We start from the raw sequence: 23,427 nt of genomic DNA on the forward strand, positions 1-23,427 counted from the left end.
CTATTGCGAAAACTGGCACGCCCTCTGCATTAATCCAGTCACCACCCAGTTTAGGGGACCTTGGTACAGGCAGGCCGGGGATTCCCCTCTTTAACACCCGGCCCATCCCGCTCACAGCGACGGGCCACGTTTTCGGGAATCTCGGTACAGGCAGGCCGGGAATTCCCTCTTTAACACCGGGCTCAGCACGCTGCGAGCGACGCGCCCAAGCTTTCGGAAACCTCGGTACAGGCAGGCTGGGGCTTCCCTCTTTAACACCGGGCTCAGCACGCTGCGAGCGACGCGCCCACAACCCTTTCGGGGACCCTGATACAGGCAGGCCGGGAATCCCCCTCTTTACACCGGGACTCATCGCCCACCCAGGCGATCAGCCCCTCCCGCTTTTGGGGGCCTTGGTACAGGCAGGCCGGGGTTTCCCTCTTTTATTCCTCCTGCAGGTGGATCGCCAGGCGCCAGCGCCCGTCCACCTGGCTGGCACTCCACTGGCCCCGCAGCGGCCGGGCAGCCACCAGGTTCAGCAGCAAGCCCTGGTCCGCCAGCCGCACCCGCCAGTTCACGGTCTTCTGATTGACCTGCAACTGACCGTTATGCGCCCGTCCTTGCGCATCGAACAGCAAGGCGACGGTGCCATCGATATGTTCGCCGTGAACCTTGGGTTCGTGGTTGAACCAGACCACCAGGCCATCGGCCGCCACCTCGACCTGTTGCAACTCCACCGGATCGGGCTGGGTCAGTCGACCAATCATCAGTCCCACCATCATCCCGACAATCGCCAGCGAGCCGAACACCCGCAGCATAAGCTTCGGTCGCGGGTCCTCTTCAGGCGTAGAATGCAGCCCATCTTTTTCTTCGGAGCCGTGCATGTTTCACGTCATCCTCTTTCAACCAGAAATTCCGCCGAATACCGGCAACGTTATCAGGCTGTGCGCCAACAGCGGCTGCCACCTGCATTTGATCGAGCCACTGGGTTTCGAAATGGACGACAAGCGCCTGCGCCGCGCCGGCCTCGACTATCACGAATACGCCACCCTGCAACGCCACGCCGACCTCGCCAGTTGCCTGGAAAGCCTCGGCCATCCGCGCCTGTTCGCCTTCACCACCAAGGGCTCGCGGCCCTTCCATGACGCCAGCTTCAAGGAGGGCGACGCCTTCCTGTTCGGCCCCGAGAGCCGCGGCCTGCCGGCGGACGTGCTGGACGCCCTGCCCGGCGAGCAGCGCCTGCGCCTGCCCATGCGCGAAGGCTGCCGCAGCCTGAACCTGTCCAACACCGTGGCGGTGGCGGTCTATGAAGGCTGGCGGCAACTGGGGTTCAAGTAACCCTTCTCTGTAGCCGCTGCCGCAGGCTGCGACAAGGCCCGAAGGGCCTTCTTGGGTGCACCATCGCGGCGCCCACTTCGTGGTCGATCGCAGCCTGCGGCAGCGGCTACAGGGTTTGCACAGCTAAGGCTCACGCATGAAAAAAGCGCCGTTACAGGCGCTTTTTTCGTACCGCGGGCCGCTCTTATTGAACGGTGTTTTCGCCGGCGGACTGCAGACGTTGCAGTTCCTGGGCGTACAGCGCGTCGAAGTTCACCGGGGCCAGCATCAGGGCCGGGAACGAACCACGGGTCACCAGGCTGTCCAGCGCTTCGCGAGCGTAAGGGAACAGGATGTTCGGGCAGAAGGCACCCAGGGTGTGGCTCATGGAAGCCTCGTCCAGGTTCTTGATCAGGAAGATACCGGCCTGTTGCACTTCAGCAATGAAGGCCACTTCGTCGCCGTTCTTCACGGTCACGGACAGGGTCAGCACCACTTCGTGGAAGTCGGCTTCCAGGGCCTTCTGACGGGTGTTGAGATCCAGGCCGACGCTTGGCTCCCACTGCTGACGGAAGATCGCCGGGCTTTTCGGCGCTTCGAAGGACAGGTCACGCACGTAGATGCGCTGCAGGGAGAATTGCGGTGCGCTTTCGTCTTCGGCAGCAGCAGTGTTCTGTTGGTCAGTCATCTCAGATCCTTCTTGATCTTGGGTCTAATAGGGTTAGGAATTTCAGGCCGCCAGCAGCGCGTCGAGCTTGCCGGCGCGCTCCAGGGCAAACAAATCATCACAACCACCTACATGGGTGGCGCCGATCCAGATCTGCGGCACGGACGTGCGTCCGGCCTTCTGGGCCATGTCGGCGCGCACCTGCGGCTTGCCATCGACCTTGATCTCTTCGAAGGCTACGCCTTTGCTCCCGAGCAGTTGCTTGGCCCGCGAGCAGTAAGGGCAGTAATCACTGGAGTAGACGATGACCTTGGGCATTACTTCACCAATGGCAGGTTGTCGGCTTTCCAGCTAGCTACACCACCGGACAGCTTGGCGGCGGTGAAACCGGACTTCAGCAGCTCACGGGCGTGGGTGCCGGCGTGCTGGCCTTGGGCGTCCACCAGGATGATGGTCTTGGCCTTGTGCTTTTCCAGCTCGCCGACACGGGCGACCAGCTTGTCCTGGGGAATGTTCAGCGCGCCGACGATATGGCCAGCGGCGTAGTCCTTGGATGGACGAATATCGATCACCACGCCCTGCTCGCTGTTGACCAGCGCGGTCAGTTCACGGGTGCTGAGGCTGCGGCCACCGCGGCTCAATTCATGAGCGATCAACAGAGCCAGCAGGATGGCGAAGGCGCCGACGAGCAAGTAGTGTTCAGTGGCGAATTGAATCAGGTGAGCAACCATCTAAGGAGGTTCCAGGGCGTTAAAATGTCGGCCAGTATACACAGCCCTCAAGGTCGGCCAAACCCCGCCCGGCGGTGACGCCACCGGAACTTCGCTTTAAACTGCCACTCCGTTTTTCCACACCTCCTTTTTCAACACTTTCCTATCCAGCCACGAGTGGACGCCATGACTACCACGCCTAAACCTTTGGTCCTGATGATTCTGGATGGCTTCGGTCACAGCGAGAGCCACGAATCCAACGCCGTCTATGCGGCCAGGAAGCCAGTCCTGGACCGCTTGTGCGCCAGCATGCCCAACGGCCTGATCTCGGGCTCGGGCATGGACGTCGGCCTGCCGGATGGGCAGATGGGCAACTCCGAGGTCGGCCACATGAATCTGGGCGCCGGTCGCGTGGTGTACCAGGACTTCACCCGGGTGACCAAGGCCATCCGTGACGGCGAGTTCTTCGAGAACCCGACCATTTGCGCCGCCGTGGACAAGGCCGTGGCCGCCGGCAAGGCGGTGCACATCCTCGGCCTGCTGTCGGATGGCGGCGTGCACAGCCACCAGGACCACCTGATCGCCATGGCCGAGCTGGCCTTCAAGCGCGGCGCCGAGAAGATCTACCTGCACGCCTTCCTTGATGGTCGCGATACGCCGCCGAAAAGCGCCCAGTCGTCCATCGAACTGCTGGACGAGACCTTCAAGACCCTGGGCAAGGGCCGCATCGCCAGCCTGATCGGCCGCTACTTCGCCATGGACCGTGACAACCGCTGGGACCGCGTGGCCCAGGCCTACAACCTGATCGTCGACGGCCAGGGCCAGTTCAACGCCGCCACCGCCCAGGAAGGCCTGCAAGCCGCCTACGCTCGCGATGAAAGCGACGAATTCGTCAAGGCCACCACCATCGGCGAGCCGGTCAAGGTCGAAGACGGCGACGCCGTGGTGTTCATGAACTTCCGCGCCGACCGCGCCCGCGAGCTGACCCGGGTCTTCGTCGAGGACGACTTCAAGGACTTCGAACGCGCGCGCCAGCCCAAGCTGGCCGGCTTCGTCATGCTCACCCAGTACGCCGCCAGCATCCCCGCGCCGGCGGCCTTTGCTCCGGGCAGCCTGGAAAACGTACTGGGCGACTATCTGGCGAAAAACGGCAAGACCCAGCTGCGCATCGCCGAAACCGAAAAGTACGCCCATGTGACCTTCTTCTTCTCCGGTGGCCGTGAAGAGCCGTTCCCGGGGGAGGAACGCATCCTGATTCCGTCGCCGAAAGTCGCCACCTACGACCTGCAGCCGGAAATGAGCGCTCCTGAAGTCACCGACAAGATCGTCGATGCCATCGAGCACCAGCGTTATGACGTGATCATCGTCAACTACGCCAACGGCGACATGGTCGGCCACAGCGGTGTCTTCGAAGCCGCGGTGAAAGCCGTGGAATGCCTGGACCTGTGCGTCGGGCGCATCGTCGATGCCCTGGAAAAGGTCGGCGGCGAAGCCCTGATCACTGCCGACCACGGCAACGTCGAGCAGATGTCCGACGCCTCCACCGGTCAGGCCCACACCGCTCACACCACCGAGCCGGTGCCCTTCATCTATTACGGCAAGCGCGCCCTGAAAGTCCGCGAAGGCGGGGTGCTGGCGGACGTGGCGCCGACCATGCTCAAGCTGCTGGACCTGCCCCAGCCCGAGGAAATGACCGGCACCTCGATCCTGGTCGACCCCGCGCACTGAAACAGCCCGGTGACCGTTGCATGAAAAACGCCCGATGCAGCCCATCGGGCGTTTTTCATCGCGACCCCGCCGCCCTCAAGGCACGGCGCAAAGGCTCAAGCGCATGACCGCGGCAACAGACAAACCCTGCCACTTGCTGAATAATGATTATCGTTATCGGAAATGCCCGCAGAGAGAATCCCCATGAACAAGATGGCTACGCTGTTTCTAGCCTCCCTCCTCTCAGGCTGCGCAAGCCAGGTTCCGGCAAAACCGTCGGTAGATCCCCGTGGCAGCACGCCCGAGCAGCCACACACCCGGGTGACCATGGACCCGCTGACCGCCGACAAACTGCACGCGCTGTTGCAGATCCAGCCCCAGCAGCACGCGGCCGACATCGGGCAGATGAACGACCTGATTTCACGGGAGTTCCTGCAGACGCCCTATGTGCCGAACAAACTGCAAGGCTCCGCGACCCTGGCCGAGAAACTGGTGGTCGACTTCAGAGGCCTGGACTGCTTTACCTACCTGGATTACGTCGAGGCCTTGCGCCAGTCCCACGACGAGGCCGGTTTCATCAACAACCTGGTGCAGATTCGCTACGTCAACGGCGAGATCAATTTCCTCAACCGCCGACACTTCTTCAGCGACTGGGCCCAGGCCGGGCAGCCCTTGGCCGATGACGTCACCGCCCTGCTCGGTGCCGATGCGGTGACCGTCGCCAAGCACCTCAATCAAAAGGCCGATGGCGGCCATTACCTGTCGGGCCTGCCCGTGGCCGAACGCGACATCACCTACATTCCCAGCGCGCGGATCGACCAGCATGTGCTCAGCCGCCTGCGCACCGGCGATTACATCGGCATCTACACCCCGCTCGCGGGCCTGGACGTCACCCATACCGGGCTGTTCATCCAGACCGCCCAGGGCCCGGTCCTGCGCAACGCGTCCTCGAAGCAGAACCAGCGCGTGGTGATCGACTCGCCGTTCATGGAATACGTCCACGACGTTCCGGGCATCGTGGTCCTGCGCGCCCGGCCAACCGACCTGGCCGATCACCCTGCCTCCACCTCAGAGAGCAGCGCCCAGGCGCAACAGCATCCGCCCCACGCGCAAGCGTCTGGCTGATCAGCCCGGGAATCGGCGGCGTGCTGATAGCAAATCGCCCAATAACCGCCCGGAAACGGCTTTTTATGACGAACGCCGCAAAGCAGTTGGCCTTGAGGCGTTTTTTTTGCCGCGATGGGCGGGCATACTAGGCCGTCCCTTTCCCTGGTGTCGCCCGCCTCTATGCTTCGCGCCCTGATTGCCCTTGCTCTGATCTGCCTGCTCCAACCGGCCTTTGCCGACGAGCGCGCGCAAACCCAACAACAGTTGGACGCCACTCGTCAGGACATTGCCGAGCTGAAGAAACTGCTGGGCAAGCTGCAGGAAGAAAAATCCGGGGTGCAGAAAGAACTGCGCGGCACCGAAACCGAGATGGGCAAGCTGGAAAAGCAGGTCGAAGCCCTGCAGAAAGAGCTGAAGAAAAGCGAAACCGAGCTGCAGCGACTCGATGAGGAGAAAAAAAAACTCCAGAGCGCGCGCACTGAACAACAGCGACTGATCGCCATCCAGGCCCGCGCGGCCTACCAGAACGGGCGCCAGGAATACCTCAAGCTGCTGCTCAACCAGCAGAATCCGGAAAAATTCGCCCGTACCCTGACCTACTACGACTACCTGAGCCAGGCGCGCCTGGAGCAGTTGAAGAATTTCAACGAAACCCTGCGTCAGCTGGCCAATGTGGAAAAGGACATTTCCCTGCAGCAGGCCCAGTTGCTGGTGCAGAAGAGCAGCCTCGACACCCAGCGCGAAGAACTCGACAAGGTGCGCAAGGAGCGGCAACTGGCCCTGGCCAAGCTCAATGACGACGTGAAGGCCCGGGACGACAAGCTCAAGGCCCGCGAACAGGACCAGGCCGACCTGGCCAAGGTCCTGAAAACCATTGAAGAAACCCTGGCCCGCCAGGCCCGCGAGGCAGAGGAAGCGCGCCAGAAAGCGCTGATCGCCCAGCAGGAAGCGGAAAAAAAGCGTTTGCGTGAGGCCCAGGCCGACGCCAGCGATGCGCCGCGCAAACCCGCAAGATCAAGCCCCGGCGCCCTGGTTTCCAGCGCCGGCCCGTCCTTTGGTGGTGCATTTGCTGCGGCCCGGGGAAAACTTCCATGGCCGGTTGATGGTCGATTGCTGGCACGCTTTGGTGAAACCCGCGGCGATGACTCCCGTTCCAAGTGGGACGGGGTGATGATCAGCGCCGCCGCCGGCAGCCAGGTGCACGCCGTGCACGGTGGCCGGGTGGTGTTCGCCGACTGGCTGCGCGGCGCCGGGCTGCTGGTGATCCTCGATCACGGCAACGGCTACCTGAGTCTCTACGGACACAACCAGACCCTGCTCAAGGAAGCGGGTGATGTGGTCAAGGCCGGAGAGTCCATCTCCACCGTGGGTAATAGTGGCGGACAGGACACTCCTGCGCTGTACTTTGCAATTCGTCAGCAGGGCCGCCCCAGCGACCCGGCACAGTGGTGCCACGCGCAAGGATAAGCGCTGCATCTAAATTAGGAGTTCGTTCGACATGCTGCATTTGTCCCGCCTTACCTCGCTGGCCCTGACGATCGCCCTGGTGATCGGAGCGCCTCTGGCGTTTGCCGCCGAAACCGCTCAATCAGCGACCGCAGCGACCACCAAGGCACCTTTGCCGCTGGAAGAACTGCGCACCTTTGCCGAGGTCATGGACCGGATCAAGGCGGCCTATGTCGAACCCGTGGATGACAAGACCCTGCTGGAGAATGCCATCAAGGGCATGCTCAGCAACCTCGACCCGCACTCGGCCTACCTGGGGCCGGAAGACTTCGCCGAACTGCAGGAAAGCACCAGCGGCGAATTCGGCGGCCTGGGTATCGAAGTCGGCGCCGAAGACGGCTTTATCAAAGTGGTCTCGCCGATCGACGACACCCCGGCGTCCAAGGCCGGGATCCAGGCCGGCGACCTGATCGTCAAGATCAACGGCCAGCCGACCCGCGGCCAGACCATGACCGAAGCCGTGGACAAGATGCGCGGCAAGATCGGCCAGAAAATCACCCTGACCCTGGTGCGCGACGGCGGCACGCCGTTCGACGTGACCCTGGCCCGCGCCACCATCCAGGTGAAAAGCGTGAAGAGCCAGTTGCTGGAGTCGGGCTACGGTTACATCCGCATCACCCAGTTCCAGGTCAAGACCGGCGAGGAAGTCTCCAAGGCCCTGGCCAAGCTGCGCAAGGACAACGGCAAGAAGCTCAACGGCATCATCCTGGACCTGCGCAACAACCCGGGCGGCGTGCTGCAGGCGGCGGTGGAAGTGGTCGACCACTTCATCACCAAGGGCCTGATCGTCTACACCAAGGGCCGCATCGCCAACTCCGAGCTGCGCTTCTCCGCCACCGGCAAGGACGAAAGCGAAGCGGTGCCGATGGTGGTACTGATCAACGGCGGCAGCGCCTCGGCATCGGAAATCGTCGCCGGCGCCCTGCAGGACCAGAAACGCGCGGTGCTGATGGGCACCACCAGCTTCGGCAAGGGCTCGGTACAGACCGTGCTGCCGCTGAACAACGACCGCGCGCTGAAGATCACCACCGCGCTGTACTTCACCCCCAACGGCCGCTCGATCCAGGCCCAGGGCATCGTTCCGGACATCGAAGTGCGCCGCGCCAAGATCACCAGCGAGGCCCAGGACGGCGAGTACTTCAAGGAAGCCGACCTGCAGGGTCACCTGGGCAACGGCAACGGCGGCGCCGACAAGCCGAGCGGTTCGGCCAGCAAGGCCAAGCCGATGCCGCAGGATGACGACTACCAACTGGCCCAGGCCCTGAGCCTGCTCAAGGGGCTGAGCATTACCCGCGGCAAGTGATTGAACCCTTCGCCGGCAAGCCGGTTCCTACAGGAGCCGGCTTGCGTAGGAGCTGGCTTGCCAGCGAAGCGCCCGCCAGGGCGCCCATTGCCCTGAAGGCCTGATCCCTATTCCCATGATTTCCCGCTGCCCACCCCTGTTACGCTCGCTCCGCGCCCCGCTGCTCAGCCTGCTGTGCCTCTTGCCCCTGACCACCCAAGCCGCCGAACCCACCGCCAGCGCGCCCACGGCCTACCTGAGCCTGATCATCGACGACCTCGGCCAGAACCTGCCCCGCGACCGCCGCGTACTGGCCCTGCCGGGCCCGGTGACCACGGCGATCATGCCCGACACGCCCCACGCCACCGAATTTGCCCGCGAAGCCCATCGCGCCGGCAAGATCGTCATCCTGCACATGCCCATGGACCCGGCTACCGGGCCCTTCGCCTGGCACCCCGAGCTGCCCATCGAAGAGCTGCAAAAACGCCTGGAAGCCGCCTTCCAGGCCGTGCCCTACACCAGCGGCATCAACAACCACATGGGCAGCCGCATGACCGCCCAACCCCAGGCCATGGCCTGGCTGATGGCCGACTTGCAGCGTCGCCACAAATTCTTCGTCGACAGCCGCACCAGCGCCCAGACGGTCGCCGCCGCCGAAGCGCAGAAGATCGGCCTGGCCAGTGTTTCCCGGGATGTGTTCCTGGACGACGAGCGCACCGAAGCGGCGATTGCCCAGCAGTTGCAGACGGCGATCAAGCTGGCGCGCAAACAGGGCTCGGCGGTGATGATCGGCCACCCTTATCCACAGACCCTGGCCGTGCTCGAACGCGAACTGCCCAAGCTCAAGGCCCAGGGCATCGAGTGGATCGATATCAAGTCGATGATCAGCCTGCGCAGCAACGAAGCCATGGCCGGGCATGGCAAGAACGGCAAGTACAGATAGGGCAGCGGCAAGCCTCAAGCTGCAAGCCAAAACGCCGCCGACCTGCTGTTACTTGTAGCTTGCCGCTTGCAATTTGCCGCTGAACTAGAGATAGCGCCCCATGATCTCTTCCACCAGCCCCTCCTCGCGCATCGCGTCCAGGGCCGCCTGGAGCTTGGCCACCACCTCATCGGACACGTCCTTGTTCAGGGCCAGGTACAGCTCGGCACTGTTGAAGCGCAGCACGGTCTTGAGGCCGCTGATGCCTTCCTGCTTGGCCAGGTAACGTCCCGCCGGATCGCCAGTGGCCCACAGATCGATCTGCCCCGCCACCAGCTTTTTGGCGTTGTCCTGGTCCCGCAGCACCACCTGGGGCGCCAGGCCCTGCTTGGCCAGGGTCTGGGCAATGGCATCGCCCTTGTAGGCGCCGATCTTGTACTTGCGCGCCTGCTCCAGGGATTCGAGGCTGATGGTGCTGCCGGCCTTGGCCAGCATGATCCAGTCATCCGGGCCGATGGGACCGACCCACTTGAACAGCGGCTCGCGGTCTGGCAGGCGGGCCATGACGAACACGCCATAGCCCGGCTGCTCCAGGGCCATCTTGTAGATGCGCTCCCAGGGAAACCGCAGGGTCAGGCTGTAATTGATCCCGGCACGCTTGAACATTTCGCGGACGATATCCACGGCAATGCCGTCGATGTTCTCGCCTTGGGCAAAGTTCTTGCCGTTCTTGGCCATGTTGTAGGGGGGGAAGTTTTCCGTCAGCAACACCAGGGAGGTGTCGGCGGTATCAGCGGCGCGGGCCAGGGTGCTCAGCAGCAGCGTGGCGCTGGCGACAACCACAAGAAGAGGTTTGAACATGACGGGATACCAGAATCCATGGCGTGCTCAAGAGTGCCGTGAGCACGCCATGCTGTCCAGTGGCTATCGCACCACGATCCCGCGCTGCGCCATGTAGGCCTTGGCCTCGGGAACCGTGTATTCGCCGAAGTGGAAAATACTTGCCGCCAGCACCGCGCTGGCGTGGCCTTCAAGGATGCCGTCGGCCAGATGCTGCAGGTTGCCGACGCCGCCGGAGGCGATCACCGGAATCCCCAGGGCATCGCTGATGGCTCGGGTCACGCCCAGGTCGAAGCCGTTTTTCATGCCGTCCTGATCCATGCTGGTCAGGAGGATTTCACCGGCGCCCAGGCCTTCCATCTTCTTCGCCCACTCCACCGCGTCCAGCCCGGTGGGCTTGCGTCCGCCGTGGGTGAAGATTTCCCAGCGCGGGGTTTCGCCCGGGCCGGAGACTTTCTTGGCGTCGATGGCGACCACGATGCATTGCGAGCCGAAATGCTGCGCCGCTTCACCGACGAACTCGGGGTTGAACACCGCCGCGGTGTTGATCGAAACCTTGTCCGCGCCGGCATTGAGCAGGTTGCGGATGTCCTGCACGGTGCGCACGCCGCCGCCCACGGTCAGCGGGATGAAAACCTGGCTGGCCATGCGCTCGACGGTATGCAAGGTGGTATCGCGGCCATCGACGCTGGCGGTGATGTCGAGGAAGGTGATTTCGTCTGCACCCTGCTCGTCGTAGCGACGGGCGATTTCCACCGGATCGCCGGCGTCACGGATGTTCTCGAACTTGACGCCCTTGACCACCCGGCCGTTGTCCACGTCCAGGCAAGGGATGATGCGTTTGGCTAAGGCCATGGGCTTAATCTCCGATTAAGAGTTGCAAGCGACAAGCTTCAAGCGGCAAGCAGGAGCGGATCGCGGTCACGCTGCCAACTGGCCGCTGCCCGCTTAAGGCTTGGAGCTGGCCGCGTAGCCATCACAAAAGGCCTGGGCCTCTGCCACATCCAGCGTGCCCTCATAAATCGCGCGGCCCGTGATAGCGCCGATGATCCCCGGAGCCTTGGCATCCAGCAGGGCCTTGATGTCGCCCAGGTTGTGGATACCGCCCGACGCGATCACCGGGATCTTGGTGGCCGCCGCCAGGGCTGCGGTGAACGGCACGTTGCAGCCCTGCATCATGCCGTCTTTGGCGATGTCGGTATAAACGATGGCGGACACGCCGTCGGCTTCGAAGCGCTTGGCCAGGTCGATCACTTGCACGCTGCTGACTTCAGCCCAGCCGTCGGTGGCGACGAAACCGTCCTTGGCGTCCAGGCCGACGATGACCTTGCCCGGAAACGCGCGGCAGGCCTCGGCGACGAACTCCGGCTCCTTGACCGCCTTGGTGCCGATGATCACGTAGCTCACGCCAGCCTTGACGTAGTGCTCGATGGTTTCCAGGGAACGGATGCCGCCACCGATCTGGATCGGCAGGTTCGGGTAGCGCTTGGCGATGGCCGTGACCACCTCGCCGTTCACCGGCTGGCCTTCGAAGGCGCCGTTGAGGTCCACCAGATGCAGACGACGGCAACCCCCTTCAACCCACTTGGCGGCCATGCTCACCGGGTCATCGGAGAACACTGTGGAATCTTCCATGCGGCCCTGACGCAGACGTACACAGGCACCGTCTTTAAGATCGATAGCGGGAATGATTAGCATGCTTTTCCTTCGTCAAAGAGCTGCAAGCTGCAAGCCATAAGCTGCAAGCGCGCACGCGTGTCTACTTCTTGCAGCTTGCAGCTTGAAGCTTGCCGCTGCCCTAATTTTTCTCGAGCGCCCACAGGTCGCTTTCGATGCTTTCGAACCTCTCTTTGAGGTGCGCCTGCACATCGAAAATCGCCCGGTTGTAATAGTGCGGAGCAATTTCCCGGGTAAACAGCTCAAGAATCTCCGCCGCCTCGAACGAGCCCAGGTCGAGCTCGAAGCGCTCCTCCATGAAGCGCTTGATCTTGTGCGTCGCCTCACTCTCCTGTTCGGCAGTGAGGTTCAGGATCGGCGGCTTGGATTTCTTGATCGCCATTTACCAGCGACCGTCCCAGGCGGCGAAGTTCTGCAGCAACTGCAGGCCGTGGGTGTGGCTCTTTTCCGGGTGGAACTGCACGGCGAAACGCGAGCCGTCGGCCAGCGCCGCGGCAAAGTCCACCCCGTAGTGGCCGCTGCCCACCACCTGCCGCGCGTTACCGGCATGGATGTAGTAGCTGTGCACGAAGTAGAAGCGCGCCCGGTCCGCAATGTTGTGCCACAGCGGGTGATCCACCGCTTGCTGCACTTCGTTCCAGCCCATGTGCGGCACCTTCAGGTGCTCGCCGTCCTCGATCAGGCCCTTGCCGAAGAATTTCACCTGGCCGGGAAACAGGCCGATGCAGTCAACGCCCTCGTTCTCTTCGCTGTGGTCGAGCAAGGCTTGCATGCCCACGCAGATCCCGAGAAACGGACGATCCTGGCTGACTTCACGCACCAGGGAATCGAAGCCCAGGCGACGGATCTCGGCCATGCAGTCGCGAATCGCGCCCACGCCGGGAAACACCACCCGGTCGGCTTCGCGAATCACGTTGGCATCGCTGGTGATCAGTACCTTGCCGGCGCCCACGTGCTCCAGGGCCTTGGCCACCGAGTGCAGGTTGCCCATGCCGTAGTCGATAACGGCGACGGTCTGCATTACAGCACGCCCTTGGTGGACGGCATCTGGCCGGCCATGCGCTCGTCCAGCTCCACCGCCATGCGCAGTGCACGGCCGAAGGCCTTGAACACGGTCTCGATCTGGTGGTGCGTGTTGGTGCCGCGCAGGGTGTCGATGTGCAGGGTCACGTTGGCGTGGTTGACGAAGCCCTGGAAGAACTCCTGGAACAGGTCAACGTCGAAACCGCCGACGGTGGCGCGGGTGAAGGGTACGTGCATCTGCAGGCCGGGACGGCCGGAGAAGTCGATCACCACGCGGGACAGGGCTTCATCCAGCGGCACATAGGCATGGCCGTAGCGACGGATGCCTTTCTTGTCGCCAATGGCCTTGCTGAACGCCTGGCCGAGGGTGATACCGACATCCTCCACGGTGTGGTGGTCGTCGATATGCAGGTCGCCCTTGCTTTCGATGTCCAGGTCGATCAGCCCGTGCCGGGCGATCTGGTCCAGCATGTGCTCAAGGAAGGGCACGCCGATATCGAATCGGGCCTTTCCGGTGCCATCCAGGTTGATCGAGGCTTTGATCTGGGTTTCCAGAGTGTCGCGCTCGACAGATGCCTTACGTTCGGCCATCACCAGCTCCGCAAAATCATTGGGCGAAAAAGGCGAATAGTATAGGCCCGACGGCGGCTAAACAGAAACACGCTGGACAATATCCTGACGGGCGCCAGCCAATAAATGCGGGGCTGTACCTGTCATGACAAGCAGTGTGATGCGTCCGCCGACAAGCCGGCCCCCACGCAGGAGCTGGCTTGCCGGCGCAGCCCTTAATGGAACAGCACTGCGGTCTTCTGCAAGGTCACCCACACACCCCAGGCCAGGGGAATGCCCACGACCAACCAGGCAGCGACCACCACCGGCAAGCTGGCGGACGACGCCTTCCACTCCAGCACGACGCTGCTGTCGGCGCCCTTGTCATGGCCCAGGGCCTGCTCGGCCGCCAGTTGCTCGTCGGTCATGAAGTACTTGTCGGCCACCGGACGCACCAGCAGGTTGCACAGGAAGCCCAGCACCAGCAGGCCGGCGAGGATGTACAGGGTGATGTCATACGCCGCGGCACGCTCGACGCCGATGCTCAGCTGGTACTCGCGCAGGTAGTTCACCAGCACCGGGCCCAGTACGCCCGCCGCCGCCCAGGCGGTCAGCAGGCGACCGTGGATCGCCCCCACCATCTGCGTGCCGAACAGGTCGGCCAGGTAGGCCGGCACCGTAGCGAAACCACCGCCGTACATCGACAGGATGATGCAGAACGCCGCCACGAACAGGGCGATATTGCCCAGGTGACCGAGGTTCGGAATCAGCGCATACAGGGCAAAGCCCAGGGCGAAGAACACGAAGTAGGTGTTCTTGCGGCCCAGGTAGTCGGAGAACGACGCCCAGAAGAACCGCCCGCCAATGTTGAACAGGCTCAACAGACCGGTGAAGCCGGCCGCGATGGCGGCGATCTGCGCCAGTTGCCCGGCATCCAGCTGGCTGAAGGTCAGACCGTTGCCCAGCAGCTTGCCGGCGAACACTTCCTGCAGCAGCGGCGAAGCCATCCCGAGGATGCCGATACCGGCCGATACGTTGAGGCACAGCACCAGCCAGACCAGGCGGAACTGCGGGGTCTTCCAGGCCACGTTCACGTGCACATGGCGGTGGGTGATCATCGCGTTGGCGGCTTTTTTCGCCGGTGCGGTCCAGCCTTCAGGCTTCCAGCCGGTCGGTGGAACCCGATAAGCCAGGGCGCCGCCGATCATGAACACGAAGTAGATCGCCGCCATCACCAAAAAGCTCTGCCACACGCCAACGCTGGTCGGCGTGGCGAAGTGACTCATCAGCGCCGCCGCCAGGGGCGCGCCGACCATGGCGCCGCCGCCAAAGCCCATGATCGCCATGCCGGTGGCCATGCCGCGCTTGTCCGGGAACCACTTGATCAGGGTCGATACCGGCGAGATGTAGCCCAGGCCCAGGCCGATACCGCCGATCACCCCGGAGCCGATCCACATCAGCCAGATCTGGTGGGTATACACCCCCAGGGCCGAGATCAGCAGGCCGCCGCACCAGCACAGTGCCGACACCACACCGGCCTTGCGCGGCCCGGCATGTTCCAGCCAGCCGCCCCAGATCGCCGCCGAACAGCCGAGGAAGATGAAGAACAGGGTGTAGATCCAGCCGAGCATGGAGATCGGCCAGTCGCACTGGGACGAGAAGATCTGCGCGATAAAACCCATGTCCGGTGCGCAAGCCACCGGCGCGCTGATGCCCAGCGCCTTGGACAGTGGCAGCCAGAACACCGAGAAGCCGTAGGCCATGCCGATGCACAGGTGAATGGCCAGAGCGGCCGGTGGAACCAGCCAGCGGTTGAAACCGGGCTTGGCGATGATGCGTTCTTTGGACAAGAACGCTGGCTGAGCGGTCGAACTGGCCACCGCGTTGCTAGTGCTCATGGTTGTTTCCCCCAATTATTAGAATTGTTCATCGGCCACTCCTCTGCGACGACCTTAGGCACGCGGGCACGGTCGTTTTATGAGTAAAGCTTCCTTTTGGCAGGCGCGACAAAAAGTCGCGGAAGGACGGATGAACCGCGAGAGGTTACCATTTGCGACAAACTAAAAAACCAAACTGCCCTCACCTTTTTTCCGACAACTGTGCTGTCCGCAAGCCGGGCCACTGGCCAAAAGTCCCCCGCCAAAACGAAAAACCTCTGACTGCAATGGCTGACCAGCCGTCAGGTTCAGAGCGCTATACTCCCCGGCTAAATTTTGAATTCGACATACAAGGACTCGCCCATGAAAGCGTTCGGCAAAATCCTGGGTCTGGTAATTCTCGGGCTGTTGCTGATCATCGTGGCTCTGGGCTTCGCCCTGACCCACCTGTTTGATCCCAACGATTACAAAGACGAGATTCGCCAGATTGCCCGCGACAAGGCCCACATCGAGCTGACGCTCAATGGCGATATCGGCTGGAGCCTGTTCCCCTGGCTTGGCCTAGAGCTGCACGACGCCGGCGTGGCCACCCTGGCCAACCCGAGCCAACCCTTCGCCGACCTGCAGATGCTCGGCCTGTCGGTGCGCGTCCTGCCGCTGCTGCGCCGCGAAGTGCAGATGAGCGATGTGCGGGTCGAAGGCCTGAACCTGCGCCTGACCCGCAACAAGGAAGGCCATGGCAACTGGCAGGACATCGGCAAGGCCGCCCCGACCGACAAGCAGGCCGAAATCCCGGCCACCAGCACCGGCGAAGCGAGCCCGCCCGGCACCGGTTCGGACAAGTCTTCACAGCCGATCCGCCTGGACATCGACAGCCTGACCGTGAACAACGCCCGGGTGGAGTACAACGACGAACAGACCGGCAAGCAGTTCACCGCCGAGAGCATTCAACTGAGCACCGGGCCAATTCACGAAGCCACCAACACTCCGCTCAAGCTCACCGCATTCCTGGCCAGCAACCAGCCAGCCGTGCGCGTGCGCACCGAGCTCAATGGCGAGTTGCGCTTCGACCGCGCCCTGCAGCGCTACCAGTTCGAAGACATGCGCCTGTCCGGCGAGGCCACCGGCGACCCGCTGCAAGGCAAGACCGTGACCTTCGCCGCCCAGGGCCAGCTGTTGCTGGACAAGGCCGCCAACGTCGGCCAGTGGACCGGTCTTAAAGTCTCCTTCAACCAACTGCGCGCCCTGGGCGAGCTGAAGGTCAACGACCTGGACAAGACCCCGCAGATCAGCGGCGGCATTTCCATCGCCCAGTTCGACCTGGCGAAGTTCGTCGACGGCATCGGCCAGACCCTGCCGGCCATGGCCGAAGGCAGCCTGAGCAAGGTCGAGCTGGTCAGCCGCCTGCAAGGCACGCCCAGCAGCCTGGCCCTGGAAGACCTGAACCTGAAGCTCGACGACAGCACCTTCAGCGGACGCCTGGCCATCGAGGACTTCGACAAGCAATCCCTGCGCGCCCAGCTCAAGGCCGACACCTTCAATGTCGACCGCTACCTGCCGCCCAAGTCCGCCGAAGCCAACAGCGCCAGCAGCGCGCGCAAGGCCGAAGTGCAGAGCAGCGAAGCTGACGCCATGGCCGGCGCCGGCACCACGCCGCTGCCCAACTCGCCGACCAAGGGCGCCTGGAGCACCGACAAACTGCTGCCGGTGGAGCGCCTGAACAAGCTCGACGTCGACGCCGACCTGAGCTTCGGCCAACTGACCCTGGACAAGCTGCCGATTCAAAACGCCGCGCTCAAGGCCAGCGGCCAGGGCGGCCTGCTCAAGCTGTCCAGCCTGCGCGGCGAGCTGTACAACGGCAGCTTCGAAGCCAGCGGCAACCTCGATGTGCGCCAGAGCACACCGCAGTTGAACCTGCAGACCAAGATCAACCGGGTGCCGGTGGAACGCATCCTCGAAAGCCAGGGCCAGAATCCTCCGGTCAAAGGCCTGGTGACCCTGAACAGCAACCTCAGCGGCAGCGGCAACAGCCAAAAGGCGCTGATCGACAGCCTCAACGGCACGGCCAGTTTCGCCATCAACAACGGCGTGCTGCTCAACGCCAATATCGAACAGCAACTGTGCCAGGGCATCGCCGTGCTCAACCGCAAGAACCTCAGCAACACGCCACGGGGCAAGGACACACCGTTCCAGGAGCTCAAGGGCAACCTGACGCTGCGCAACGGCGTGGCCAGCAACCCGGACCTGAAAGTGCGCATCCCCGGCCTGAGCGTCAACGGCAATGGCGATATCGACCTGCGGGTACTGGGCATGGACTACCGGGTCGGCATCGTCGTCGAGGGCGACCTCAGCGACAACCCGGACCCGGCCTGCCAGGTCGGTGAACGCTTCACCGGCGTTGAACTGCCCCTGCGCTGCCGCGGCCCGCTGGAACTGGGGGCCAAGGCCTGCCGCCTGGACAAGGACGGCCTGGGCCAGGTTGCCGCCAAACTGGCCGGTGACCGCCTGCAACAGAAGATCGACGAAAAACTGGGTGACAAGGTCAGCCCGGAACTGAAAAACGCACTCAAGGGGCTGTTCAAACGATGAGAGCCGAGGCCTTTGCACCGGCGGTGCTGGACTGGTACGACCGCCACGGCCGCCATGACCTGCCCTGGCAGCAGGACATCAACCCGTATCGGGTGTGGGTGTCGGAGATCATGCTGCAACAGACCCAGGTCAGCACCGTGCTCAACTACTTCGACCGCTTCATGGCCTCGCTGCCCACGGTGCAGGCCCTGGCCGAAGCCCCGGAAGACGAAGTGCTGCACCTGTGGACCGGCCTGGGCTACTACACCCGGGCGCGCAACCTGCAAAAGACCGCGAAGATCGTCATGGCCGAGTACGGCGGCGAGTTCCCCCGCGATGTGGAAAAACTCACCGAGCTGCCCGGCATCGGCCTGTCCACCGCTGGCGCCATCGCCAGCATCAGCATGGGCCTGCGGGCGCCGATCCTCGACGGCAACGTCAAGCGGGTACTGGCACGCTTCACCGCCCAGGAGGGCTACCCGGGGGAACCCAAGGTGGCCAAGCAGCTGTGGGCCACTGCGGAACGCTTCACGCCCCACAGCCGGGTCAACCACTACACCCAGGCGATGATGGACCTGGGGGCGACCCTCTGTACCCGGAGCAAGCCCAGCTGCCTGCTGTGCCCCCTGGAACGCGGCTGCGAAGCCCACATGCTCGGCCTGGAAACCCGCTACCCGATTCCCAAGCCGCGCAAGGAGGTGCCGCAGAAGCGCACCCTGATGCCGTTGCTGGCCAACCGCGAAGGCGCCATCCTGCTTTACCGGCGCCCCTCCAGCGGCCTCTGGGGCGGCTTGTGGAGCCTGCCGGAACTGGATGGCCCGGACGACATCCCGCACCTGGCTCTGCAGCACTCCCTGGAGCTGGGCCAGCAACAGCAGATGCCTGAGTTGGTCCACACCTTCAGTCACTTCCAACTGGCCATCGAGCCCTGGCTGATCCGGGTCGAAGAGTCGGCCCTGCACGTCGCCGAGGCCGATTGGCTCTGGTATAACCTCGCCACCCCGCCGCGCCTGGGCCTTGCCGCCCCGGTGAAAACACTGCTCAAACGCGCGGCCGAAGTCTTGAATGCAGGAGAGTCGTCATGACCCGCACCGTAATGTGCCGCAAATACCAGGAACAACTGCCGGGCCTGGAACGCCCCCCGTACCCGGGCGCCAAAGGCCAGGATATTTTCGAACACGTCTCGGCCAAGGCCTGGGCCGACTGGCAGAAACACCAAACCCTGCTGATCAACGAAAAGCGCCTGAACATGATGAATGCCGAAGACCGCAAATATCTGCAGGGCGAGATGGACAAATTTTTCTCCGGCGAGGAATACGCCAAGGCCGAAGGCTACGTCCCGCCGGCGGAGTAAACCCACGGAAAATCGGGGGCGGAACGTAAGCGGCGGTAATAATTAAACTTTTTTTCAAAACTTGCTTGACGCCCCCCTGAAAAACCCGTTTAATGCGCCCCGTTGCCCAGATAGCTCAGTCGGTAGAGCAGGGGATTGAAAATCCCCGTGTCGGCGGTTCGATTCCGTCTCTGGGCACCACCTTCAGCTTTCAGGTGGTGTCTGCACCACGTGAGAGCAACCAAAAAACCCGCCTAGTGCGGGTTTTTTGTTGCCTAAAGGATTCTACGAATCTAATTGTAGAAAGACACAGACCATTCCAAGCAGGTTCTCCGTATCATGTTCAGGCACTCCTTGCGGAATGATATGATGCCTTCAACCGAACGCCCCACCCTGACAAGCGCTTCCGGCAGAAGTGACTGATTTACATAGAAAACGACCAGAGCTCGAAAATAAAGACATAAAATTCGAGCAAGAAGAGACCTACATCGGGCGTACAACTCCAGCCGATTGGATACCTGCCCACGTCGTTACAATATCCTACGCCACTATCTTGAATTCATTACGCAGGCACAGCACTACTTAACCAACAATTAGGGAATAGCTCCTTTGACCGCCTTTTCGCCCCCCCCCTTAGTAGTTGATCTCGATGGCACCCTGCTACGCTCCGACTTGCTTTTGGAAACGGGCATGGCCTATATACGACTTCAACCGCTAAAACTGTTCAAACCCTTCGGATGGCTGGTCAAGGGCAAAGCGGCCCTGAAGGAAGGACTTGCCTGCGCAACAGATATGGATATTAGCGTACTGCCATATGACCCTGAGGTCATTGCTCTGATCAAGCTTGAACGAAGTCATGGGCGGAAAATCGTGCTGGCGACAGCTAGTCACCACACTTTGGCTGAACGCATTGCTGAGCACTTGCAACTTTTTGACCAAGTACTGGCGTCTGACGGTAAACGAAATCTGTCCTCACATTACAAGCGTGACTTACTAGTAGAACACTACGGCGAGCAGGGTTTCGATTACGTAGGCAACTCCAGTGACGATCTTCCAGTCTGGTCTAAAGCTCGCAAGGCTTATGTCATCAATCCAGAACATGGTGTAGAGCGGCGCGCAAAGGCCCAAGGCAACGTCGAACAAGTCGTGCACTCCAATCCTCTGGGATATAAAGATTGGCTGAAAGCGCTACGCTTACACCAGTGGATGAAAAACCTACTAATTTTTGTTCCGCTGTTAGCGGCGCATCAGCTGACCAATATTTCATTGCTATGGCAAGGCATACTAGCCTTCATGCTATTTGGACTATGCGCTTCCAGTGTCTATTTGCTTAACGACCTACTGGATCTAGCCGATGATCGCCATCACGCCACCAAGCGAAATCGCCCATTCGCAGCTGGACGTTTATCGATAAAATCGGGATTGCTTACCTTCCCATTATTACTGGCTGGTGCATTTTCTGGCGCAACTTTATTACTGCCATGGCAGTTCTCTGCAACACTACTGACTTACTATTTTTTAACCTTAGTCTATTCATTGTCATTAAAGCGACATATGGCAATCGACGTAATCGCTCTAGCAACCCTTTATACCATTCGCCTTATCGCCGGCGCAGCAGCATTTAACCTCGACCTGACCTTTTGGATGCTCGCTTTTTCAATGTTCATCTTCCTTAGTCTTGCACTCGTAAAGCGCTATGCTGAGCTGAATCAAGCTCGACACAAGGGACATATCGAAAAAACGCGAGGACGAGGTTATTTTCCTTCGGATCTTGAAATGCTTTCATCCTTGGGAGCAGCATCTGGCTATCTTGCAGTGATGGTTTTAGCGCTGTATATCCATGACCAGTCCAGCACTGGGCTTTACGCTCATCCACAATTAATTTGGATTTCCTGCCCCTTACTGCTGTTCTGGATAACACGAGTATGGATGCTCACCCATCGCGGACAAATGCATGACGATCCAGTTGTTTTTTCAATTCGTGATCGTGTCAGCCTGATTGTAGGCGCACTTTTCGGCCTCGTGTTCTGGATTGCCGCATGAGCGAATTACTTTACTCATGGGGCAAGTACCCCTACGCACCACAAACTGCGCATACCTTTCACTGGCGCAGCGAACTTCAGAACCAAATCACAAGGCTGACCGATGCTTATGGCAGCACCTTGCCATATGGTAACGGACGAAGCTATGGCGACAGCTGTCTAGCAATTAGCAGTCAGGCGCTGCATATGCGCAGCTTGGATCGTTTTATACATGTCGATTGGCAAAAAGGGACCGTGCTAGCTGAAGCAGGGGTGACCCTTGCGGAAATCCTCGCCCTGGCAATTCCCCATGGCTGGTTCCTCTGCGTCACACCTGGTACCCAGTTCGCCACCCTAGGCGGAGCTATTGCTAACGACGTACATGGCAAAAACCACCATATGCGTGGAACCTTTGGCAATCACATTCGCCGCTTTGGCCTAGTGCGCAGCGATCAAGGTATGTTGACCTGCTCTCTTACAGAGAACTCCGATCTCTACGCCTCAACCATTGGCGGACTCGGCCTGACGGGGATTATTGCCTGGACAGAAATCCAACTGATGCCAATTAGCAGCAGTCAGATCGATACCAGCGTCGTACGCTTCAGCAACCTGGCTGAGTTCTTCACGCTGTCTGCGGAACTAGATCACCAACATGAGTACAGTGTCGCGTGGATAGACTGCCTAGCTAAAGACAATAATGCTGGGCGCGGAGTATTCATTGTTGGCGATCATGCAACTTATGGCCCACTGGAGATTGAAACTCATCATAAGATGAGCATCCCACTGACCCCATGCTTCTCCCTGATCAACAACTTGTCACTACGCGCCTTCAACGAAACCTATTGGCGTTTCCACCCCCCCAAGCAAACGTTTAAGCGCAGCAGTTATGACTCCTTCTTTTACCCATTGGATAGTCTTCTCCACTGGAATCGAATTTACGGACGAAAAGGCTTTCAACAATATCAATGCGTGATACCTGATGCAGCAGCCGAATCGGCAACGAAAGAACTTCTGAAGATCATTGCCAAATCAGGGCAGGGTTCCTTCCTAGCCGTGCTCAAACGCTGCGGAAATATTGCCTCCCCCGGCCTGATGTCATTTCCGCTACCTGGCACTTCACTAGCCTTAGACTTCCCGCAGAACCCTAGCCTTGCTGCGCTTTTTGATCGCCTGGACAAAATAGTTCACGAGGCTGGTGGCCGTCTTTATCCCGCTAAAGATGCTCACATGAATGGCATCGACTTCCGCAAGGCATACCCTGCTTGGGAAAAGCTTGAAGCGCTTCGCGATCCCTCTTTGATGTCCCGCTTTTGGAAACGAGTTATCCTATGAAACGAGTCTTGATTATTGGCGCAACGTCGGCTATTGCCACAGCATGCGCACGCATGTGGGCAGAGCGAGGCGCAGAGTTTTTTCTGGTATCACGCAATAAAGAAAAGCTTGAACAGACGGGTGCAGACCTGATGGCACGCGGAGCCACGGCCACTACATGCTACAGTATGGATGTTTCAGACTTTTCTAGCCATGTGAAGATGCTAACGCAATGTCTTGCAGCCTTAAAGCAGATTGACATTGCTCTAATCGCACACGGGACGCTGCCGAATCAGCAACTATGCGAACAAGATGTAGAGATGGCCCTCAGAGAGTTCACAATCAACGGTACTTCCGTTATCAGCCTTCTCACCCTCTTGGCGAAACAGTTTGAGACTCAGCATTGCGGTACACTCGCAGTGATTTCCTCTGTTGCTGGCGACCGTGGACGCCCTTCAAACTATCTGTATGGTACAGCCAAAGCAGCAGTATCGACTTTCTGCGAGGGGCTAAGTGCTCGCTTATACAAGGCCGGGGTGCACGTCATCGATATCAAACCCGGATTTGTAGATACCCCAATGACCCAAGGCCTACCACTACCAGCAGCACTGATCGCCAAGCCCGAACAAGTAGCTAAGCGCATCATCAAAGGAATCGAAGAAAAAACGACTATTCTCTATGCTCCAGGCTTCTGGAAAGCAATCATGCTAATAATAAAACTTATTCCACACTTTATCTTCAAGAGAACAAATCTATAAACAACTGCTCCATCGACAGCTACCAAGATCAGACATTTTACAATAATATTGGCTTTCTAGCAGAATAGAGTCATTACATATGAACCAACTAAAAAAACACAACTCAACTCTATTTTTCTTCATAATTGCATTATTCATTTTCCTTTGCTTTTTTTATTATGACGAGTTATGGTCCGCACTAGGAGTCCAGGTAGTCAAACCTATCTTCAATGACTCCCGAGTTATAACTGCTGGCGCAGAGTCTTACTATCGAGGATTCGACCCATTAGTGAA

Annotated in this window: 23 protein-coding genes and 1 tRNA gene; 13 read left to right on the plus strand and 11 right to left on the minus strand. The window is 60.6% G+C overall.

The window, feature by feature from the left end:
* Positions 1–422: 422 nt before the first annotated feature.
* The gene (locus GWQ44_RS14365) at positions 423–863 is read right to left on the minus strand and encodes a hypothetical protein (protein WP_275927610.1); all 441 of its coding nucleotides are present in this window, start codon (positions 861–863) and stop codon (positions 423–425) included.
* Between GWQ44_RS14365 and trmL the strand changes: the two genes are divergently transcribed.
* The gene (gene trmL, locus GWQ44_RS14370) at positions 862–1,317 is read left to right on the plus strand and encodes a tRNA (uridine(34)/cytosine(34)/5-carboxymethylaminomethyluridine(34)-2'-O)-methyltransferase TrmL (protein WP_016963309.1); all 456 of its coding nucleotides are present in this window, start codon (positions 862–864) and stop codon (positions 1,315–1,317) included. The two genes, GWQ44_RS14365 and trmL, sit on opposite strands and share 2 nt — an antisense overlap.
* A gap of 184 nt (positions 1,318–1,501) precedes the next feature.
* On the opposite strand, the gene secB is transcribed toward trmL, so the two are convergent.
* The 3 genes from secB to GWQ44_RS14385 are packed head-to-tail and all read right to left on the minus strand — an operon-like array spanning position 1,502 to position 2,694.
* Positions 1,502–1,984, minus strand: a complete 483-nt coding sequence (secB, locus tag GWQ44_RS14375; RefSeq protein WP_016963308.1) for a protein-export chaperone SecB — start codon at positions 1,982–1,984, stop codon at positions 1,502–1,504.
* 42 nt (positions 1,985–2,026) lie between these two features.
* Positions 2,027–2,281: a glutaredoxin 3 gene (grxC, locus tag GWQ44_RS14380; protein ID WP_016963307.1), complete on the minus strand. Its 255-nt coding sequence runs from the start codon at positions 2,279–2,281 to the stop codon at positions 2,027–2,029.
* Positions 2,281–2,694 (minus strand): rhodanese-like domain-containing protein, encoded by a 414-nt coding sequence (locus GWQ44_RS14385; RefSeq protein ID WP_016963306.1) that lies wholly within the window; start codon positions 2,692–2,694, stop codon positions 2,281–2,283. Before GWQ44_RS14385 ends, grxC begins: the two co-directional genes overlap by 1 nt.
* Before the next feature lie 165 nt (positions 2,695–2,859).
* Between GWQ44_RS14385 and gpmI the strand changes: the two genes are divergently transcribed.
* From gpmI to GWQ44_RS14410, 5 genes are all read left to right on the plus strand, one after another.
* Positions 2,860–4,401 carry a 2,3-bisphosphoglycerate-independent phosphoglycerate mutase gene (gene gpmI / locus GWQ44_RS14390; protein ID WP_016963305.1) on the plus strand — a complete coding sequence of 514 codons (1,542 nt, stop codon included), beginning with the start codon at positions 2,860–2,862 and terminating at the stop codon, positions 4,399–4,401.
* Between the two features lie 183 nt (positions 4,402–4,584).
* On the plus strand, positions 4,585–5,505 hold the full coding sequence (locus GWQ44_RS14395; RefSeq protein WP_275927611.1) for a DUF1460 domain-containing protein: 921 nt from the start codon (positions 4,585–4,587) through the stop codon (positions 5,503–5,505).
* Positions 5,506–5,667: 162 nt separating this feature from the next.
* On the plus strand, positions 5,668–6,954 hold the full coding sequence (locus tag GWQ44_RS14400; RefSeq protein ID WP_047301110.1) for a murein hydrolase activator EnvC: 1,287 nt from the start codon (positions 5,668–5,670) through the stop codon (positions 6,952–6,954).
* A gap of 31 nt (positions 6,955–6,985) precedes the next feature.
* Positions 6,986–8,296: a S41 family peptidase gene (locus GWQ44_RS14405; RefSeq protein WP_060842223.1), complete on the plus strand. Its 1,311-nt coding sequence runs from the start codon at positions 6,986–6,988 to the stop codon at positions 8,294–8,296.
* Positions 8,297–8,411: 115 nt separating this feature from the next.
* Positions 8,412–9,218 carry a divergent polysaccharide deacetylase family protein gene (locus tag GWQ44_RS14410; RefSeq protein WP_275927612.1) on the plus strand — a complete coding sequence of 269 codons (807 nt, stop codon included), beginning with the start codon at positions 8,412–8,414 and terminating at the stop codon, positions 9,216–9,218.
* Positions 9,219–9,302: 84 nt separating this feature from the next.
* Here the strand turns inward: GWQ44_RS14410 and GWQ44_RS14415 are convergent, their stop codons facing one another.
* The 7 genes from GWQ44_RS14415 to GWQ44_RS14445 form a co-directional block, all read right to left on the minus strand.
* Complete coding sequence (locus tag GWQ44_RS14415) at positions 9,303–10,058, minus strand: ABC transporter substrate-binding protein (RefSeq protein ID WP_016963301.1); 756 nt, start codon at positions 10,056–10,058, stop codon at positions 9,303–9,305.
* A gap of 63 nt (positions 10,059–10,121) precedes the next feature.
* The gene (hisF, locus tag GWQ44_RS14420; RefSeq protein ID WP_020299543.1) at positions 10,122–10,892 is read right to left on the minus strand and encodes an imidazole glycerol phosphate synthase subunit HisF; all 771 of its coding nucleotides are present in this window, start codon (positions 10,890–10,892) and stop codon (positions 10,122–10,124) included.
* A gap of 93 nt (positions 10,893–10,985) precedes the next feature.
* Positions 10,986–11,735, minus strand: a complete 750-nt coding sequence (gene hisA, locus GWQ44_RS14425) for a 1-(5-phosphoribosyl)-5-[(5-phosphoribosylamino)methylideneamino]imidazole-4-carboxamide isomerase (protein ID WP_047301103.1) — start codon at positions 11,733–11,735, stop codon at positions 10,986–10,988.
* 100 nt (positions 11,736–11,835) lie between these two features.
* Positions 11,836–12,096, minus strand: coding sequence for a DUF2164 domain-containing protein (locus tag GWQ44_RS14430; RefSeq protein WP_016963297.1), 261 nt, complete (start codon positions 12,094–12,096; stop codon positions 11,836–11,838).
* On the minus strand, positions 12,097–12,735 hold the full coding sequence (gene hisH, locus GWQ44_RS14435) for an imidazole glycerol phosphate synthase subunit HisH (RefSeq protein WP_016963295.1): 639 nt from the start codon (positions 12,733–12,735) through the stop codon (positions 12,097–12,099). It lies immediately after the preceding gene.
* Complete coding sequence (gene hisB / locus GWQ44_RS14440; protein ID WP_011058736.1) at positions 12,735–13,328, minus strand: imidazoleglycerol-phosphate dehydratase HisB; 594 nt, start codon at positions 13,326–13,328, stop codon at positions 12,735–12,737. Before hisB ends, hisH begins: the two co-directional genes overlap by 1 nt.
* A gap of 194 nt (positions 13,329–13,522) precedes the next feature.
* Complete coding sequence (locus tag GWQ44_RS14445) at positions 13,523–15,184, minus strand: OFA family MFS transporter (protein WP_016963293.1); 1,662 nt, start codon at positions 15,182–15,184, stop codon at positions 13,523–13,525.
* A gap of 342 nt (positions 15,185–15,526) precedes the next feature.
* On the opposite strand from GWQ44_RS14445, the gene GWQ44_RS14450 reads away from it, so the two are divergent.
* From GWQ44_RS14450 to GWQ44_RS14480, 7 genes are all read left to right on the plus strand, one after another.
* Positions 15,527–17,752, plus strand: coding sequence for an AsmA family protein (locus GWQ44_RS14450; protein ID WP_275927613.1), 2,226 nt, complete (start codon positions 15,527–15,529; stop codon positions 17,750–17,752).
* Positions 17,749–18,816 (plus strand): A/G-specific adenine glycosylase, encoded by a 1,068-nt coding sequence (gene mutY / locus GWQ44_RS14455; protein ID WP_103741098.1) that lies wholly within the window; start codon positions 17,749–17,751, stop codon positions 18,814–18,816. Before GWQ44_RS14450 ends, mutY begins: the two co-directional genes overlap by 4 nt.
* On the plus strand, positions 18,813–19,085 hold the full coding sequence (locus GWQ44_RS14460) for an oxidative damage protection protein (RefSeq protein WP_016963290.1): 273 nt from the start codon (positions 18,813–18,815) through the stop codon (positions 19,083–19,085). The genes mutY and GWQ44_RS14460 overlap by 4 nt, the downstream gene beginning before the upstream one ends.
* A gap of 104 nt (positions 19,086–19,189) precedes the next feature.
* A tRNA-Phe gene (locus GWQ44_RS14465) sits at positions 19,190–19,265 on the plus strand.
* A 408-nt stretch (positions 19,266–19,673) separates the two neighbouring features.
* Complete coding sequence (locus tag GWQ44_RS14470) at positions 19,674–21,107, plus strand: UbiA family prenyltransferase (RefSeq protein ID WP_085057421.1); 1,434 nt, start codon at positions 19,674–19,676, stop codon at positions 21,105–21,107.
* Complete coding sequence (locus GWQ44_RS14475) at positions 21,104–22,417, plus strand: FAD-binding oxidoreductase (RefSeq protein ID WP_042940623.1); 1,314 nt, start codon at positions 21,104–21,106, stop codon at positions 22,415–22,417. Before GWQ44_RS14470 ends, GWQ44_RS14475 begins: the two co-directional genes overlap by 4 nt.
* On the plus strand, positions 22,414–23,154 hold the full coding sequence (locus tag GWQ44_RS14480) for an SDR family oxidoreductase (protein ID WP_275927614.1): 741 nt from the start codon (positions 22,414–22,416) through the stop codon (positions 23,152–23,154). Before GWQ44_RS14475 ends, GWQ44_RS14480 begins: the two co-directional genes overlap by 4 nt.
* Positions 23,155–23,427: the final 273 nt, after the last annotated feature.

Origin of the sequence: Pseudomonas sp. 3MA1 (genome assembly GCF_029237275.1) — a bacterium.
In the GTDB taxonomy this organism is placed as follows: Bacteria; Pseudomonadota; Gammaproteobacteria; order Pseudomonadales; family Pseudomonadaceae; genus Aquipseudomonas; species Aquipseudomonas fluorescens_AP.